The sequence below is a fragment of the Paracoccus sp. NIOT.M2S5SZ12 genome (assembly GCF_057748165.1).
Window position 1 is genome coordinate 1 of record NZ_JBYLFR010000005.1, and the last position, 15,488, is coordinate 15,488.

Sequence of the window (15,488 nt, forward strand, 5' to 3'; positions counted from 1 at the left end):
CCCGACCAATCCGCAACAGACATGACAATCCCTCCCAATCCCAGAGAAAGATGAACCAGAAACGCAAGGCAAATGCAACTGTAGTACTAGGGCCGCGCTTCGCCCGTCCGGCGCCAATGCGCGGGCACGTCCCACAGGGGGCGGGCCATCTCGGCCATGACCTCGTCGCGGGTCAGGCCGATGTCGTGCAGCTGGTCGTCCGTCAGGCGCGACAGGTCGATGCGGGTGCGGCGGACGTCGCACATGGTCAGCGCCCGCTCCAGCCACCACGGGCGGGGCAGAATTCCGTGACCGGTCACGACGTTCAGCAGGGCGGTCTTGGGCGACATGGTTCAGGCTCCGTGATCTTTATCATCAACATGATAGATGAATGGCGGTCGTGTCATCTTTCATGTTGATGAATAGGGGCGGGCGCGGTATTTGTGAAACGAATGGTTTTGATGCGACTCATCAGGGAAACTGGACGATGCGCAATCTGGATGTCGGCACGTTGCGATCGCTGCAGGCGGTGGCCGAATACGGGGCGGTGACCCGCGCGGCCGAGGCGCTGAACATGACGCAGAGTGCGCTGTCGATGCAGATGAAGCGCCTGGAGGAGGTGTTCGGCCGCCCGATGCTGGCCAAGGCCGGGCGGGGCGTGATCCTGTCGGATTTCGCGCAGGACCTGCTGGGCGAGAGCCGCAAGCTGGTGGCGCTGAACGACGCCATCCTGTCGCGCTTCACCGGGCTTCAGCCGGAACAGAAGCTGCGCGTCGGGCTCAGCAGTGACTGGCTGTTCGCCAAGGTGGCGCAGACGGTGCGCGCGTTCCGCACCGACTTTCCGCGCATCGAGCTGTTCATGCGCGACGCCCGCACCAAGGACCTGCGCGCGCAGATGCGCCGGGGCGAGCATGACATCATCCTGACCACCGAATTCGAGACCCCGCCCGGCGCGATCCATCTGGCCAAGGTCGATCTGGCCTGGGTGGGGGCCGTCGGGGGTGCCGCGTGGCAGGACCGGCCGCTGGCGCTGGCGACCTCGTCGCATTGCGCCTATTACCCGGCGGCCATCGCGGCGCTGGACGCGGCCGGGATCGCCTGGACCCATCCGGCCGGCGAGGGCGGGGACGAGAACTGGCACATCCTGGCCGCCGCCGATCTGGGCGTGACGGTGCGCCCCCGCGGCATTCCGCAGGCGGGGCTGGAGGATATCGAACATGGCGGCGCGCTGCCGCCGCTCCCGCCGACCTGGCTGAACGTATATGTGGCGGACGGTCCGGCGCGGCGGACGGCCTCGGATTTCGCGGGCTACCTGCGCCGCGTCGTCTGCGAGGTCGCCGCCGCCGCCTGACGGATCAGACCACCACGCCCGCGCCTTCGGTCGCGGGCCCCGCATTGGCGCGGAAGGCCGCGAACAACTCGCGTCCCAGGCCCTCGTGGCTGTCCTTGGGGTCGAAGACGGCGGCCTCGCGGCTGTCGAAATCGGCCTCCAGGCATTCCAGCGTGCCGTTCGCCGCATCCAGCCGCACCATGTCGCCGTCGCGCAGCCTGGCCAAGGGCCCGCCCATGGCCGCCTCGGGCGAGACGTGGATCGCCGCGGGCACCTTGCCCGACGCGCCCGACATGCGCCCGTCGGTGACCAGCGCGACCTTCAGCCCCCGGTCCTGCAGCACCGCCAAGGTGGGCGTCAGCGAATGCAGTTCCGGCATGCCATTGGCGCGCGGTCCCTGGAACCGGACGACCACGATCGTATCCTCGGTGAACTCTCCATTGCGGAAGGCGGTCTTGACCGCATCCTGATCGCTGAAGACGCGGGCGCGCGCCTCGATCAGGTGGCGTTCGGGGGCGACGGCGCTGATCTTGATGACGCCGCGGCCCAGATTGCCCTGCAGCTGCTTCAGCCCGCCCGTCGGCGCGAAGGGATCGCGGGCGGGGCGCAGGATGCGGTCGTTCAGCGTGCTGCGCGCGCCGTCCTCCCACCGGATCGCCTCGCCGTCCAGCTTGGGCTCGCGAACATAGCCGTCCAGCCCCGACCCCGTGATCGTCTTGACATCCGCATGCAGCAGGCCCGCCTCCAGCAGTTGCCCGATCATGTAGCCCAGGCCCCCGGCCGCGTGGAAATGGTTCACGTCCGCCAGACCGTTGGGATAGACGCGCGCCATCAGCGGCACGGTCTCGGACAGGTCGTGGAAGTCCTGCAGGTCGATCAGCACGCCCGCCGCCCGCGCCATGGCGGGCAGGTGCAGGACCAGGTTCGTGGATCCGCCCGTGGCCATCAGGCCCACGATGCCGTTCACGAAGGCGCGTTCGTCCAGCACCTGACCGGCGGGGGTGTATTCGTTGCCTAGATTGGTGATCTGTGCCGCGCGCTGGACGGCGGCCACGGTCAGCGCCTCGCGCAGGGGCGTGTTCGGGTTCACGAAGCTTGAGCCGGGCAGGTGCAGGCCCATGAACTCCATCAGCATCTGGTTGGTGTTCGCGGTGCCGTAGAAGGTGCAAGTGCCCGCCGAATGATAGCTGGCCATCTCGGCCGCCATCAGCGCGTCGCGGCCGACCTCGCCGGTGGCGAATTGCTGGCGGACCTTGGATTTCTCGTCATTGGGCAGGCCCGAGGGCATCGGACCGGCGGGCACGAAGACCGCCGGGATGTGCCCAAAGGTTGCGGCCGCGATGATCAGCCCCGGCACGATCTTGTCGCAGACCCCCAGATAAAGCGCCGAATCAAAGCAGTCATGCGACAGCGCCACCCCGGCGGCCAGCGCGATCACATCGCGCGAGAAGAGCGACAGCTCCATCCCCGGGCGGCCTTGCGTCACCCCGTCGCACATGGCGGGCACGCCGCCCGCGACCTGCACCGTGGCCCCCGCCGCGCGGCCCGCGGCCCGGATCACGTCGGGATAGCGTTCGAAGGGCTGATGCGCCGACAGCATGTCGTTATAGGCCGTCACGGTCCCGATATTGGGCTTTCGCGTCGTCGCCATGTCGACCTTGTCCTCCATCGCGGCATAGGCATGGGCCTGGTTGCCGCAGGACAGGTGCGCACGGGCCGGGCCGTCCTGCGCCGCGCGCGCGATCTTGGCCAGATAGGCGCTGCGGCTGTCATGAGAGCGTTCGCGGATGCGGTCGGTGACGCGGTCGATCATGGCGTGAAGGGTCATGGGGGCCTCCTCTGGCTTTGCGGCACTATACGCCGTTAGCGATAACGGGGCAACCGTCGGCGGTGGCCAGCCTTGTGCGCGGGGGTGGGAAATGTCAGATCGACCGCAAAAGGAGTTTTGCCGTGAGCGAACTGCAGGACGACCAGCCGGTCACCCATCCCAACGATCGCGCCGTGATCCGGCTGCGCCCGAAATCCAAGCCGCAGGCGATCCGCCACGGCTTCCCCTGGGTCTTTGCCGATGAGGCGGTCTTGGACCGCCGCACCAGGGCGCTGCCCCCCGGCGGCCTCGCGGTGCTGGAGGATGCCGAGCGTCAGCCGCTGGCCCTGGTGACCGTGAACCCGATCAGCAAGATCATCGCCCGCGTGATGGACAGCGACCCGGATGCGGTGATCGACGGCGCCTGGCTGCGCGCGCGCCTGACCCGCGCCCTGCAGATGCGCGAGCGGATCTATGACGAGCCCTTCTATCGCCTGGTCCATGCCGAGGCCGACGGCCTGCCGGGCCTGGTCATCGACCGCTTCGGCGATGCGGCCGTGATCCAGCCCAACGCGGCCTGGGCCGACGGCATGGCCGAGGACATTGCCGATGCGCTGATCGCGGTCGCGGGCGTCTCCACGGTCGTCCTGAACGGGCAGGGCCGGTCGCGCGGCCTGGAAGGTCTGGCCGAGCGGCTGGAGGTCATCCGTGGCGCGGCCCCCGCCGGTCCGGTCCAGGTGCGCATGAACGGCGCGACCTATCTGGCCGACCTGCTGGGCGGGCAGAAGACGGGTCTGTTCTTCGACCAGCGCCCGAACCACGCCTTTGCGCAGCGGCTGGTGGATGGCGGATCGGTCCTGGACGTGTTCAGCCATGTGGGCGGTTTCGGCCTGGCGGCGCTGGCGGCGGGGGCCGACAGCGCGCTCTGCATCGACGGCAGCGCGCCCGCGCTGGAGCTGGCGCGGGGCGGGGCGGTGGCCATGGGCGCCGCGGACCGGCTTGAGACGCAGCAGTCGGATGCCTTCGACGCGCTGGAGGCGCTGGCGGAACAGGGCCGGACCTTCGACGTGGTGGTCTGCGACCCGCCGGCCTTCGCACCGTCGAAGCCCGCGCTGGAAAAGGGCCTGCGCGCCTATGAGCGGGTGGCCAAGATGGCCGCGCCGCTGGTCGCGCCGGGGGGCTATCTGGTGCTGTGCAGCTGCTCGCACGCGGCCGACCTGACCGCCTTCCGCAATGTCAGCGCGCGCGGCATCGGGCGCGGCGGGCGGCGCGGGGTGCTGATCCATACCGGTCAGGCCGGTCCCGACCATCCGACCCTGCCGCAGCTGGCCGAGACGGGCTATCTCAAGGCGCTGTTCTTCCGGCTGGACTGATGCGCGCCGTCCTGGACGCCAATGTGCTGTTCCCCACCATCCTGCGCGAGATCCTGACCGATCTGCCGCAGGCGGGGCTTTACGACGCGCTGTGGTCGGACCGCATCCTGGAGGAATGGCGCCGCGCCGCTGCCCGCGTCGGTCCCGATGCCGAAAGCGTCGCGGGGGCCCAGATCGCGCTGCTGCGCCTGCGCTTTCCGCAGGCCGCGCAGGCCGATGACGGGCAGGCGGCGATCGACTTGGACTTTCCGGACCCCGCCGACCGCCATGTGGTCGAGGCCGCGCTGGCCGGGGGCGCGTCCCTGATCGTCACCGCCAACCTGCGCGACTTCCCGCAGCGGATGATGGCCGGGCTGGGCCTGCGCGCCATCCACCCCGATGCGTTTTTGCTGGATCTACTGGCGCGCGACCGGCCCGCGGTCCTGTCCGCTTTGCGGGCCGCCCGCGACCGTGCGGAGGCGGCGGGCGGTGCCATGAGCATGGACGAGATGCTGAAACGCTGTCGCCTTCCGCGGCTGGCGCGTGCAGTGAAAGGTTGAACGGCATTGCTGTTATCGCTAACAAGGGATAAGGCGGACGCCACCCAACAGGAGGACAGCATGGTCTCTCGTGTCATTCCGGTCGATGACTTCGACCTCGTGATCTTTGGCGCCACGGGCGATCTGGCCCATCGCAAGATCCTGCCCGGTCTCTACCGGCGCTTCAAGGCGGGACAGTTCCCGGCCACCAGCCAGATCATCGGCGCCGCGCGCACCGACCAGGACGACGACGCTTTCCGCGCCGAGGCCTCCAAGGCCATCTGCGAATTCGCAGGCGCCAAGCGGGACGATCCGCAGCTGACCGAGTTCCTGGGCCTGCTGGGCTATGTCCCCATCGACGCCAAGGGCGAGGGCGGCTGGCAGGCGCTGAAGGACCGGATGCGCAAGGGCGCGGTCCATGCCTTCTATTTCTCGGTCGCGCCGGCGCTGTTCGGCGACATCGCAGAGCGTCTGGCGGGCCACGGCATCGCCGATGAGGACAGCCGCATCGTCGTCGAAAAGCCCTTCGGCCGCGACCTGGCCTCGGCCCGCGCGCTGAACGCCACGCTGGCGCAGCATTTCAACGAACAGCAGATCTACCGGATCGACCATTATCTGGGCAAGGAGACCGTCCAGAACCTGATGGCGGTGCGCTTTGCCAACATCCTGTTCGAGCCGCTGTGGAACGCGCAATACGTGGACCACGTCCAGATCACCGTGGCCGAGACCGTGGGCGTGGCCGGGCGCGGCAGCTATTACGACAAGTCCGGCGCGATCCGGGACATGGTCCAGAACCACATGATGCAGCTTCTGTGCCTGATCGCGATGGAGCCGCCCTATCACTTCGACCCCGATGCCGTGCGCGACGAGAAGCTGAAGGTGATCCGCGCGCTGGAGCCGCTGGAGCCCAACGACATCGTCCGCGGCCAGTATCAGGGCGAGGGCAGCGACTATCTGACCGATGCCGAGGACCCCGATTCGCGCACCGAGAGCTATGTCGCGATGAAGGTGCGCATCTCCAACTGGCGCTGGCAGGGCACGCCCTTCTACCTGCGCACCGGCAAGAAGCTGCGCGCGCGGACCAGCGAGATCGCCATCGTCTTCAAGGAGCCGCCGCATTCGATCTTCGACGACAGCGGCCATCCCAAGGCCAACGAGCTGGTCATCCGCCTGCAGCCGAACGAGGGCATGAACCTCAAGGTGATGATCAAGGAGCCGGGGCCGGGCGGCATGCGCCTGGTGCAGGTGCCGCTGGACATGTCCTTTGCCGACGCCCTGGGGGCCGAGGGCGCGGACATGCCCGACGCCTATGAACGCCTGATCATGGACGTGATGCGCGGCAACCAGACGCTGTTCATGCGCGGCGACGAGGTCGAGGCGGCCTGGGCCTGGACCGACCCGATCATCAAGTCCTGGGAGGAGGGCAAGCGGCGCCCGGAGCCCTATGACAGCGGATCCTCGGGCCCCGAGGAGGCGTTGCGCCTGATGCATCGCGACAACCGTCGCTGGAGGGAGATCAGGGCATGAGCATGGATTTCAAGGACTATCCCGACCGCGAGATGCTGGCCTTGTCCGTCGCGGACCGCATCGCCTCGCAGCTGGCCCAGCATCTGCGCGGCCATGACCGGGCGACGCTCTGCGTGCCGGGTGGAACCTCTCCGGCGCCGGTCTTCGAGACGCTGTCGGGGGCCGATCTGGACTGGTCCCGCGTCACCGTCGTCCTGGGCGACGAGCGGTGGGTGGATGGCGAGCACAAGCGGTCGAACTCGCGCCTGCTGCGGCGGCATCTGCTGAAGGACAAGGCGGCGGCGGCGGATTACATCGACCTCTATACCGGCGACGCCTCGCCCGATCTGGCGACCGACGGGCTGGCCGAGCGGCTGGCACCGCATCTGCCGCTGACGGTGGTTCTCTTGGGCATGGGCAACGACATGCACACGGCCAGCCTGTTCCCCGGCGCCGACCATCTGGAGGCCGCGATGGCCCCCGACGCCGCCCCCGTCATGGCGATCCGCGCCGAGGGTGCGGAGGAGCCGCGCATCACCCTGACGCGGCCCGTGCTGGCCGATGCGCTGAACATCCATGTCCTGATCATGGGCCCCGAAAAGCGCGAGGCGCTGGAGCGCGCGCAGAAATCGGACCCGATGGACGCCCCGATCCGCGCCTTTCTTGACCAGGCCACCGTCCATTGGGCCGAATGAGGAACTGACATGACCGCAATCTGGAACCGCCTCAAGGATCACCGCAAGGCCCAAGGACAGGCCCGGATCGAGGCGCTGTTCGACGCCCAACGCGCCACCGACTACCGGGTGCAGGCGGACGGGCTGACCTTCGACTATTCCAAGACGATGATCGACGCGCGCGCCCGCGATCTGCTGCTGGAGCTGGCGGCCCCTGTTGCCGCCCGCCGCGACGCGATGTTCGCGGGCGAGAGGATCAACGAGACCGAAGGCCGCGCCGTCCTGCACACCGCGCTGCGCAACCTCTCGAGCAGCGTGATCGTCGACGGACAGGACGTGATGCCCGCGGTGCGCGACACCCATGCCTGGATGTCGGACTTCGCGCGCCAGGTCCGCGACGGCGGCTTTGCGGGGCAGGGCGGGCGCATCACCGATGTGGTGAACATCGGCATCGGCGGGTCCGACCTTGGTCCGGCCATGGCGGTGCTGGCGCTGGCGCCTTGGCACGACGGGCCGCGCACGCATTTCGTCAGCAACGTGGACGGGGCCGACATCGCCGACACGCTCAAGGGGCTGGACCCGGCCACGACGCTGGTGATCGTGGCCTCCAAGACCTTCACCACCATCGAGACGATGACCAACGCCCAGACCGCCCGCGACTGGATGGCGGCCTCGGTCGCCGATCCGGGCGCGCAGTTCGTGGCCCTGTCCACCGCCGCCGCCAAGGCCGCCGATTTCGGCATCGCCGAGGACCGCGTCTTCGGCTTCGAGGACTGGGTCGGCGGGCGCTATTCGGTCTGGGGGCCGATCGGGCTGTCCCTGATGCTGGCCGTGGGGCCGGAAGCGTTCGATCAGTTCCTGGCCGGCGGCGCCGCGATGGACGCGCATTTCCGCACGGTGGAGCCCGCGCGGAACCTGCCCGTGATGCTGGCCCTGACCGGCATCTGGCACCACCAGATCTGCGGCTATCCGACCCGCGCGGTGCTGCCCTATGACAACCGCCTGATGCGCCTGCCCGCCTATCTGCAGCAGCTGGAGATGGAATCGAACGGCAAGCGCGTGGCGATGGACGGAAGCGACCTGGAGATCGTCTCGGGCCCGGTGGTCTGGGGCGAACCCGGCACCAACGGCCAGCACGCCTTCTATCAGCTGATCCACCAAGGCACGATGCCGGTGCCGTGCGAGTTCATCCTGGCCGCGCGCGGGCATGAGCCGGACCTGGCGCATCACCACATCCTGCTGGCCGCGAACTGTCTGGCGCAGTCCGAGGCGCTGATGCGCGGCCGCACCCTGGACGAGGCGCGCGCCCTGATGGCCGCCAAGGGCCTGGAGGGGGCCGAGCTGGACCGTCAGGCCCGCCACCGCGTTTTCCCCGGCAACCGCCCGTCGACCACGCTGCTGATGGAGCAGCTGACGCCCTTCGCCTTGGGCCAGATCGTGGCGCTGTATGAACACCGGGTGTTCGTGGAGGGCGTGATCCTGGGCATCAACAGCTATGACCAATGGGGCGTCGAGCTGGGCAAGGAACTGGCCCTCAAGGTCGAGCCGCTGCTGAAGGGCGAAGCCGCCCCCGGCCACGATCCCTCGACCGAGGCGCTGGCGGCGCTGATCCGCGACATGCGCGGCTGACCGCCCCCGCCCGGCACGACAGGAAAGCCGCTCCGGCCGTCCGGGGCGGCTTTTCCTTGGCGGCGCAAGATTGTAGGGTCCGCGCCAGCACGGAAAGGTCTGATCATGGCATTCTTCTCGAAACTGCGCGAACGGCTGACGCGGTCGTCGACCAAGATCGGCTCGGGCCTGGACGACATCGTGGCGGACGCCCCCGAGGCCGCGGCACCCGCGCCCCAGGCACCGGCCCCCGCGGCCGAACTGCCCGCCCCCGTCGCCACCCCCCATCCGCAACCCGTCCAGCCGGGTCTGGTCGGCCGCCTGTTCGGTCGCGGCGCGGCGCAGCCCGAGGAACCCCGGCGCGCGTTGGACGACGACATGCTGGAGGAGCTGGAGGACATGCTGGTCCAGGCCGATCTGGGCGTGGACACCGCGCTGCGCGTCACCGCCAACATCGCCGAAGGGCGGATGGGCCGGCGCGTCTCCTCGCGCGAGCTGAAGGAGCTTCTGGCGACCGAGATCGGCCGCATCATGGCCCCGGTCGCGCGCCCGCTGCCGATCTATCCGAAAAAGCCGCAGGTGGTGCTGGTCGTGGGCGTGAACGGCGCGGGCAAGACCACCACCATCGGCAAGCTGGCCAGCCAGTTCCGTGCCGCGGGCAAGTCGGTCGTGATCGCCGCAGGCGACACGTTCCGCGCGGCGGCGGTCGAGCAGCTGCAGGTCTGGGGTCAGCGGGCGGGCGTGCCGGTGATGGTCGCGCCGCAGGGCAGCGACCCGGCCAGCCTGGCCTGGGACGCGATGGCGCGGGCCGAGGCCGAGGGCGCGGACCTGCTGATGATCGACACCGCCGGCCGCCTGCAGAACCGCCAGGACCTGATGGAGGAGCTGGCCAAGATCGTCCGCGTGATCCGCAAGAAGGACCCCGAGGCGCCCCACAACACCCTGTTGGTGCTGGACGCCACGACCGGCCAGAACGCGCTGAGCCAGGTCGAGACCTTCCGCAAGCTGGCCGACATCTCGGGTCTGGTGATGACCAAGCTGGACGGCACGGCGCGGGGCGGCGTGCTGGTCGCGCTGGCCGACCGGTTCGGCCTGCCCATCCACGCGATCGGGGTGGGCGAGCAGATCGACGATCTGGACGCCTTCGATGCCGACGACTTTGCCCGCGCCCTGGTCGGGCTGGACGGCGGCACCGCCTGACCTCCGCTCCGCACGACGCCGGGCGGAACGGAGGTTGACTCCGTCGCCGATAAGAACAAAACATGAACTGAGAATCCCATCCCGGTTCATCCCATGCCGTCTGCCGCCACCCTGTCCACGCTGAGATCGCGCATCGCCCATCTGGAGGGCGAGGGGCAGGGGCATGAGGTGCTGCCCTTCGGCATCCCCGACCTGGACCGCCGCCTGCCGCAGGGGGGGCTGTCCCTGGGCTGCCTGCACGAGGTCGCGGGCGGGGCCGAGGGGGCGGTGGACGGCGCGGCGGCGGCCTGCTTTGCCGCGGGCATCGCCGCGCGTCTGCCGGGTCAGGTCCTGTGGTGCGTGGTCCGGGCGGACCTCTTTGCGCCGGGTCTGGCCCAGGCCGGCCTGCCGCCCGAACGGGTGATCCATGTCGAGGCTGGGGACGAGACCGCCGTCCTGGCCTGCATGGAGGAGGGGCTGCGCCACGGCGGCCTCTCCGCCGTCGTGGCCGAGATCGGGCGGCTGTCCATGACCGCCTCGCGCCGCCTGCACCTGGCCGCCAAGGGCAGCGGCACCACCGGCATCGCGCTGCGCCGCTGGCGTCAGCAGGCCGAGGCGGCCGATTTCGGCCAGCCCACGGCCTCGATGACGCGCTGGCGCATATCCGAACGCGGGTCCGCGCCGCTGCCGGTGCCGGGCCTTGGCCGGGCGCGCTGGCGGGTGGAACTGCTGCGGGTGCGGGGCGGCGAATCCTTCGATCTGGAACTGGAGGCTTGCGATGGCACGGGTCATCTCGGTCTGCCTGCCGATGTGGCCGATCGACCGGCTGCGGCGGCAGGACGACACGCCTTCGGCTGACGCGCCGCTGATCCTGTCCGGGCGCGTGGGCAGCCGCCGCCTGGTGACCGCCGCCTGCGACGGCGCGATGGCGCTTGGCCTGCGGCCCGGCATGCCGGTCGCCAAGGCGCAGGCGATGGTGCCGGACCTGCGCGTCCAGCCCGCCGATCCCGCCGCCGATCTGGCCGGGCTGGAGCGGCTGGCCCTGTGGCTGATGCAGCGGTTCGCGCCCATCGTGGCGGTCGATCCGCCCGACGGGATCGTCATCGACGCCACCGGCACCAACCACCTGCATGGCGGAGAGGCCGCGATGCTGGACGCGATCCTGGGCCGGCTGACCCTGTCGGGCGTGACCGCGCGGCTGGCCATGGCCGACAGCTGGGGCGCGGCCCATGCCATGGCGCGGCACGGGGACAGCCCCGCCATCGTGCCGCCGGGCGGTGCGGCGGCCGCGCTGGCGCCGCTGCCGCTTCAGGCGCTGCGCCTGCCCGACGCGGCGCTGTCCGGCCTGCGCGATCTGGGCGTGGCCAGCATCGGAGAGCTGGCCGCGATGCCGCGCGCGCCGCTGACCCGCCGCTTCGGCCCCCAGGTCATCCGCCGCCTGGATCAGGCCCTGGGCGCGGCGGCCGAACCCATCGACCCGCTGCGCCCGGCCGATCTGGTGACCGCGCGGCGCGTCTTTGCCGAACCCATCGCCGCGGCCGAGACCATCGCCCGCCAGATCGACCGGCTGACCCGCGACCTCTGCCGTCAGCTGGAGGCGCGGTCCCTGGGCGCGCGGCGGCTGGACCTGATCTGCTGGCGGGTGGACAGCCACGCCCAGCCCGTGCGCGTGGGCCTGGCCGCCCCGCAGCGCGACCCGGCGCGGCTGACGCGGCTGCTGTCGGACCGCATCGCCACCATCGACCCCGGTTTCGGGATCGAGATCATGTCCCTGACCGCCACCCTGGCCGAACCGCTGATGCCGCGCCAGGTGGGCGGCCTGCTGGAACCCGCCGCGCCCGACATCGCCGGGCTCATCGACAGCCTGACGAACCGCGTCGGCGCGCGGGGCGTCTTCCGGCTGGCCCCGGTGGCCAGCGACGTGCCCGAACGCTCGGTCGCGCGGGTGGCGCCGCTCTCGGCGGTCACCGCCTCCTGGCCGGACCACTGGCCCCGCCCGGCGCGCCTGCTGCCCCGGCCCGAACCGATCACCACCCTGGCCCTGCTGCCCGACCAGCCGCCGCACTGGATCGTCTGGCGCGGCACCCGCCACCGGGTCCGCCATGCCGACGGGCCGGAGCGCATCTTCGGCGAATGGTGGAAGCGCGACGCCGAGATGCGCGCCGTGCGCGACTATTTCCGCATCGAGGACCAGGACGGCCGCCGCCTGTGGATCTTCCGCCAAGGCGACGGAGAGGACACGGCCACCGGCTCGCATCGCTGGTTCCTGCACGGGGTCTTCGGATGAGCCCTGTCGAACTCCAGGTGACCACGAATTTCTCGTTCCTGCGCGGCGCGTCCTCCGCGCAGGAGCTGTTCGCGACGGCCGCAGCGATGGGGATGCGGGCGCTGGCGGTCACCGACCGCAACAGCCTGGCCGGAATCGTGCGTGCGCATGAGGCCGCGAAGGAGACCGGCGTCCGGCTGATCGTCGGCTGCCGTCTGGACCTGCGCTGCGGCATGTCGGTGCTGGTCTATCCCATCGACCGCGCGGGCTATGGCGGGCTCTGCCGCCTGCTGTCCTTGGGCAAGGCGCGGGCCGGCAAGGGGGCGTGCCATCTGGACTGGGCCGATCTGGCCGATCATGCCGACGGGTTGATGGCCGTGCTGCTGCCCGACATGGCCGATGAGGAATGCGCACTGCGCCTGCGCCGGATGCGCACCGTCTTCGGCGAGCGTGCCTCTCTGGCGCTGACGCTGCGGCGGCGCCCGAACGATGCGCTGCGCCTGCATCAGCTGTCCGCGCTGGGCGCGCGGGCGGGGGTGGCCACGGTCGTCACCAACGACGTCCTCTATCACCATCCCGACCGCCGCATCCTTCAGGACGTGGTGACCGCGATCCGCCTGAACACCACCGTCGACGCCCTGGGCCTGCGCCGCGAACGCCATGCCGACCGGCACCTGAAGCCCCCGGCCGAGATGGCGCGCCTGTTCGCCCGCCATCCCGACGCCCTGGCCCGCAGCGCCGAGATCGCCGACCGCTGCCGTTTCACGCTGGACGATCTGGAATACCAGTATCCTGAGGAACGCCCGGACCCCAGCATCAGCCCGCAGCAGACGCTGGAGGCGCTGACCTGGCAGGGGGCGGCCGAACGCTATCCGCAGGGCGTCCCGCCCCAGGTCGCCGAAACGCTGCGCCATGAGCTGGGCCTGATCGCGCATTTGAAATACGCGCCCTATTTCCTGACGGTGAACAACATCGTGCGCCATGCGCGCGACCAGGGCATCCTGTGCCAGGGCCGCGGGTCGGCAGCCAATTCCGCCGTCTGCTATGTCCTGGGCATCACCGCCATCGACCCTCAGGGCGGCACCCTGCTGTTCGAGCGGTTCATCAGCGAGAATCGCCACGAACCCCCCGACATCGACGTCGATTTCGAGCATGAGCGGCGCGAGGAGGTGATCCAGTGGATCTACCGCACCTATGGGCGTGACCGGGCCGCGCTGACGGCGGTCGTCATCCGCTATCGCACCAAGGGCGCGCTGCGCGACGTGGGCAAGGCCCTGGGCCTGCCCGAGGACGTGATCCGCACCATCTCGGGCCAGGTCTGGGCCTGGTCCGAGGAGGGTGTGCCGGACAGCCTGCTCCGCGCGCTGAACCTGAACCCGGCCGACCGTCGCCTGCGCCTGACGCTGGACCTGGCGGCCCAGCTGCGCGGCACGCCGCGCCACCTGTCCCAGCATCCCGGCGGCTTCGTGCTGACCCGCGACCGGCTGGACGGGCTGGTGCCCATCGAGCCCGCCGCCATGCAGGACCGCCAGATCATCGAATGGGACAAGGACGACATCGACACGCTGCGCTTCATGAAGCTGGACGTGCTCGCCTTGGGGATGCTGACCTGCATCGCGCGCTGCCTTCGCCTGCTGCGCGCGCATAAGGGACTGTCGATGGACCTGGCCTCGATCCCGTCCGATGATACGCCGACCTTCGACATGATCTGCCGCGCCGACACCCTGGGCACCTTCCAGATCGAGAGCCGCGCCCAGATGTCGATGCTGCCGCGCCTCAGGCCGCGCAGCCTCGAGGATCTGACCATCCAGGTCGCCATCGTCCGCCCCGGCCCGATCCAGGGCGACATGGTCCATCCCTATCTGCGCCGCCGCGCGCGGCAGGAGACGGTGGTCTATCCCAAGCCCGAACTGGAACGGGTGCTGGGCCGGACCTATGGCGTGCCGCTGTTTCAGGAACAGGCCATGCGCGTTGCCATCGACTGTGCGGGCTTCACGCCAGGTCAGGCGGACCTGCTGCGCAAGTCGATGGCGACCTTCAAGCTGACGGGCGGCGTCTCGGCCTTTCGCGACCGCGTGGTGGATGGCATGGTCGCCAACGGCTATGAGGCGGCCTTCGCGGAACAGATCTTCCGTCAGCTGGAGGGCTTCGGCAGCTACGGCTTTCCCGAAAGCCACGCGGCCAGCTTTGCGCTGATCGCCTATGCCTCGGCCTGGCTGAAATGCTGGCACCCCGACGTGTTCTGCGCGGCGCTGCTGAACAGCCAGCCGATGGGCTTCTATGCCCCCGCCCAGATCGTGCGCGACGCGCGCGACCACGGGGTCGAGATCCGCCCGGTCTGCATCGCCCGCTCGGACTGGGACTGCACGCTGGAGCGGGCGGGGCAGGGCCATGCCGTGCGCCTTGGCCTGCGCATGGTCAAGGGGCTGGCGGAAATCCATGCCCGCGCGATCATCGCCGCCCGCCCGGCCGCCACGGCGGAGGATCTGTGCCGCAGCGCCGGCGTGCCCGCCGCCGCCCTGACCCGCATCGCCGAGGCCGATGGCTTTCGCCCGGCCTTCGCGCTGACGCGGCGCGAAGCGATCTGGGCGATCCGTGGCCATCAGCCGGACCTGCCGCTGTTCGCGGCCCAGCCTGCGGGTGAACCCGCCGTCCGCCTGACCCCCATGCCCGCCGGCCGCGAGGTGGTCGAGGATTACGCCCATACCGGCCTGACGCTGCGCCGCCACCCGCTGTCCTTCCTGCGCGAAGGCTTGGCCCGGCGCGGCATCCGCCCCTGCGCCGAGGCGATGGCGGGCGCCGACCGTCGCTGGATGCAGGTGGCGGGGCTGGTTCTGGTGCGTCAGCGGCCCGGTTCGGCCAAGGGGGTGATGTTCATCACCCTGGAGGACGAGACCGGCATCGCCAATCTGGTGCTGTGGCCCAAGGTCTTCGACCGGCATCGCCGCATCGTCCTGGGCGCGGGCATGATCGGGGTCGAGGGCCGCGTCCAGCGCTCCGGAGAGGTGGTCCATCTGGTCGCCCACCGCCTGACCGACCTGTCGGACCTGCTGGCAGGCGTCGGCCGGCAGGGCGCCTTTCCGCTGCCCCACGGGCGCGGCGACGAATTCCACCGCGGCGCCCCGCCGCCCGATCCGCGCGCCAAGACCCCGCGACCCCGCGACATCCTGATCCGCGACCTGCCCGGACCCGGCATCACCGTGACCGGCCGCAACTTCCGCTGAGGCGCATGCGAAAGGGGCCGCCCC

Annotated in this window: 12 protein-coding genes; 10 read left to right on the forward strand and 2 right to left on the reverse strand. The window is 70.3% G+C overall.

Annotated elements, in window-relative coordinates:
• Positions 1–86 precede the first annotated feature (86 nt).
• The gene (locus AC2SGK_RS05950; RefSeq protein ID WP_488322673.1) at positions 87–329 is read right to left on the reverse strand and encodes a DUF1127 domain-containing protein; all 243 of its coding nucleotides are present in this window, start codon (positions 327–329) and stop codon (positions 87–89) included.
• Positions 330–466: 137 nt separating this feature from the next.
• Between AC2SGK_RS05950 and AC2SGK_RS05955 the strand changes: the two genes are divergently transcribed.
• Positions 467–1,330 carry a LysR family transcriptional regulator gene (locus AC2SGK_RS05955; RefSeq protein WP_488322674.1) on the forward strand — a complete coding sequence of 288 codons (864 nt, stop codon included), beginning with the start codon at positions 467–469 and terminating at the stop codon, positions 1,328–1,330.
• 4 nt (positions 1,331–1,334) lie between these two features.
• Here the strand turns inward: AC2SGK_RS05955 and edd are convergent, their stop codons facing one another.
• A complete protein-coding gene (gene edd, locus AC2SGK_RS05960; protein ID WP_488322675.1) occupies positions 1,335–3,137 on the reverse strand; it encodes a phosphogluconate dehydratase in 1,803 nt (600 codons plus the stop codon).
• A gap of 122 nt (positions 3,138–3,259) precedes the next feature.
• Between edd and AC2SGK_RS05965 the strand changes: the two genes are divergently transcribed.
• The 9 genes from AC2SGK_RS05965 (at position 3,260) to AC2SGK_RS06005 (ending at position 15,464) form a co-directional block, all read left to right on the forward strand.
• Positions 3,260–4,489, forward strand: coding sequence for an RSP_2647 family RNA methyltransferase (locus AC2SGK_RS05965; RefSeq protein WP_488322676.1), 1,230 nt, complete (start codon positions 3,260–3,262; stop codon positions 4,487–4,489).
• A complete protein-coding gene (locus tag AC2SGK_RS05970; protein WP_488322677.1) occupies positions 4,489–5,028 on the forward strand; it encodes an RSP_2648 family PIN domain-containing protein in 540 nt (179 codons plus the stop codon). Before AC2SGK_RS05965 ends, AC2SGK_RS05970 begins: the two co-directional genes overlap by 1 nt.
• 60 nt (positions 5,029–5,088) lie before the next feature.
• Positions 5,089–6,534 (forward strand): glucose-6-phosphate dehydrogenase, encoded by a 1,446-nt coding sequence (gene zwf, locus AC2SGK_RS05975; RefSeq protein ID WP_488322678.1) that lies wholly within the window; start codon positions 5,089–5,091, stop codon positions 6,532–6,534.
• A gap of 2 nt (positions 6,535–6,536) precedes the next feature.
• Positions 6,537–7,208, forward strand: a complete 672-nt coding sequence (pgl, locus tag AC2SGK_RS05980; RefSeq protein ID WP_488322854.1) for a 6-phosphogluconolactonase — start codon at positions 6,537–6,539, stop codon at positions 7,206–7,208.
• 9 nt (positions 7,209–7,217) lie between these two features.
• Positions 7,218–8,816: a glucose-6-phosphate isomerase gene (gene pgi, locus AC2SGK_RS05985; RefSeq protein ID WP_488322679.1), complete on the forward strand. Its 1,599-nt coding sequence runs from the start codon at positions 7,218–7,220 to the stop codon at positions 8,814–8,816.
• Between the two features lie 105 nt (positions 8,817–8,921).
• Complete coding sequence (gene ftsY, locus AC2SGK_RS05990) at positions 8,922–9,995, forward strand: signal recognition particle-docking protein FtsY (RefSeq protein WP_488322680.1); 1,074 nt, start codon at positions 8,922–8,924, stop codon at positions 9,993–9,995.
• 93 nt (positions 9,996–10,088) lie between these two features.
• Positions 10,089–10,832: an ImuA family protein gene (locus tag AC2SGK_RS05995; RefSeq protein WP_488322681.1), complete on the forward strand. Its 744-nt coding sequence runs from the start codon at positions 10,089–10,091 to the stop codon at positions 10,830–10,832.
• Positions 10,753–12,261, forward strand: a complete 1,509-nt coding sequence (locus tag AC2SGK_RS06000) for a Y-family DNA polymerase (RefSeq protein ID WP_488322682.1) — start codon at positions 10,753–10,755, stop codon at positions 12,259–12,261. Before AC2SGK_RS05995 ends, AC2SGK_RS06000 begins: the two co-directional genes overlap by 80 nt.
• Positions 12,258–15,464: an error-prone DNA polymerase gene (locus AC2SGK_RS06005; protein WP_488322683.1), complete on the forward strand. Its 3,207-nt coding sequence runs from the start codon at positions 12,258–12,260 to the stop codon at positions 15,462–15,464. Before AC2SGK_RS06000 ends, AC2SGK_RS06005 begins: the two co-directional genes overlap by 4 nt.
• Positions 15,465–15,488 lie beyond the last annotated feature (24 nt).

Coding starts and splice junctions, on each gene's coding strand:
- edd (WP_488322675.1), bottom strand. CDS start 3,137: ATGACCCTTCACGCCATGATCGACCGCGTCACCGACCGCATCCGCGAA.
- AC2SGK_RS05970 (WP_488322677.1), top strand. CDS start 4,489: ATGCGCGCCGTCCTGGACGCCAATGTGCTGTTCCCCACCATCCTGCGC.
- AC2SGK_RS05995 (WP_488322681.1), top strand. CDS start 10,089: ATGCCGTCTGCCGCCACCCTGTCCACGCTGAGATCGCGCATCGCCCAT.
- AC2SGK_RS06000 (WP_488322682.1), top strand. CDS start 10,753: ATGGCACGGGTCATCTCGGTCTGCCTGCCGATGTGGCCGATCGACCGG.
- pgi (WP_488322679.1), top strand. CDS start 7,218: ATGACCGCAATCTGGAACCGCCTCAAGGATCACCGCAAGGCCCAAGGA.
- ftsY (WP_488322680.1), top strand. CDS start 8,922: ATGGCATTCTTCTCGAAACTGCGCGAACGGCTGACGCGGTCGTCGACC.
- pgl (WP_488322854.1), top strand. CDS start 6,537: ATGGATTTCAAGGACTATCCCGACCGCGAGATGCTGGCCTTGTCCGTC.
- zwf (WP_488322678.1), top strand. CDS start 5,089: ATGGTCTCTCGTGTCATTCCGGTCGATGACTTCGACCTCGTGATCTTT.
- AC2SGK_RS05950 (WP_488322673.1), bottom strand. CDS start 329: ATGTCGCCCAAGACCGCCCTGCTGAACGTCGTGACCGGTCACGGAATT.
- AC2SGK_RS05955 (WP_488322674.1), top strand. CDS start 467: ATGCGCAATCTGGATGTCGGCACGTTGCGATCGCTGCAGGCGGTGGCC.
- AC2SGK_RS06005 (WP_488322683.1), top strand. CDS start 12,258: ATGAGCCCTGTCGAACTCCAGGTGACCACGAATTTCTCGTTCCTGCGC.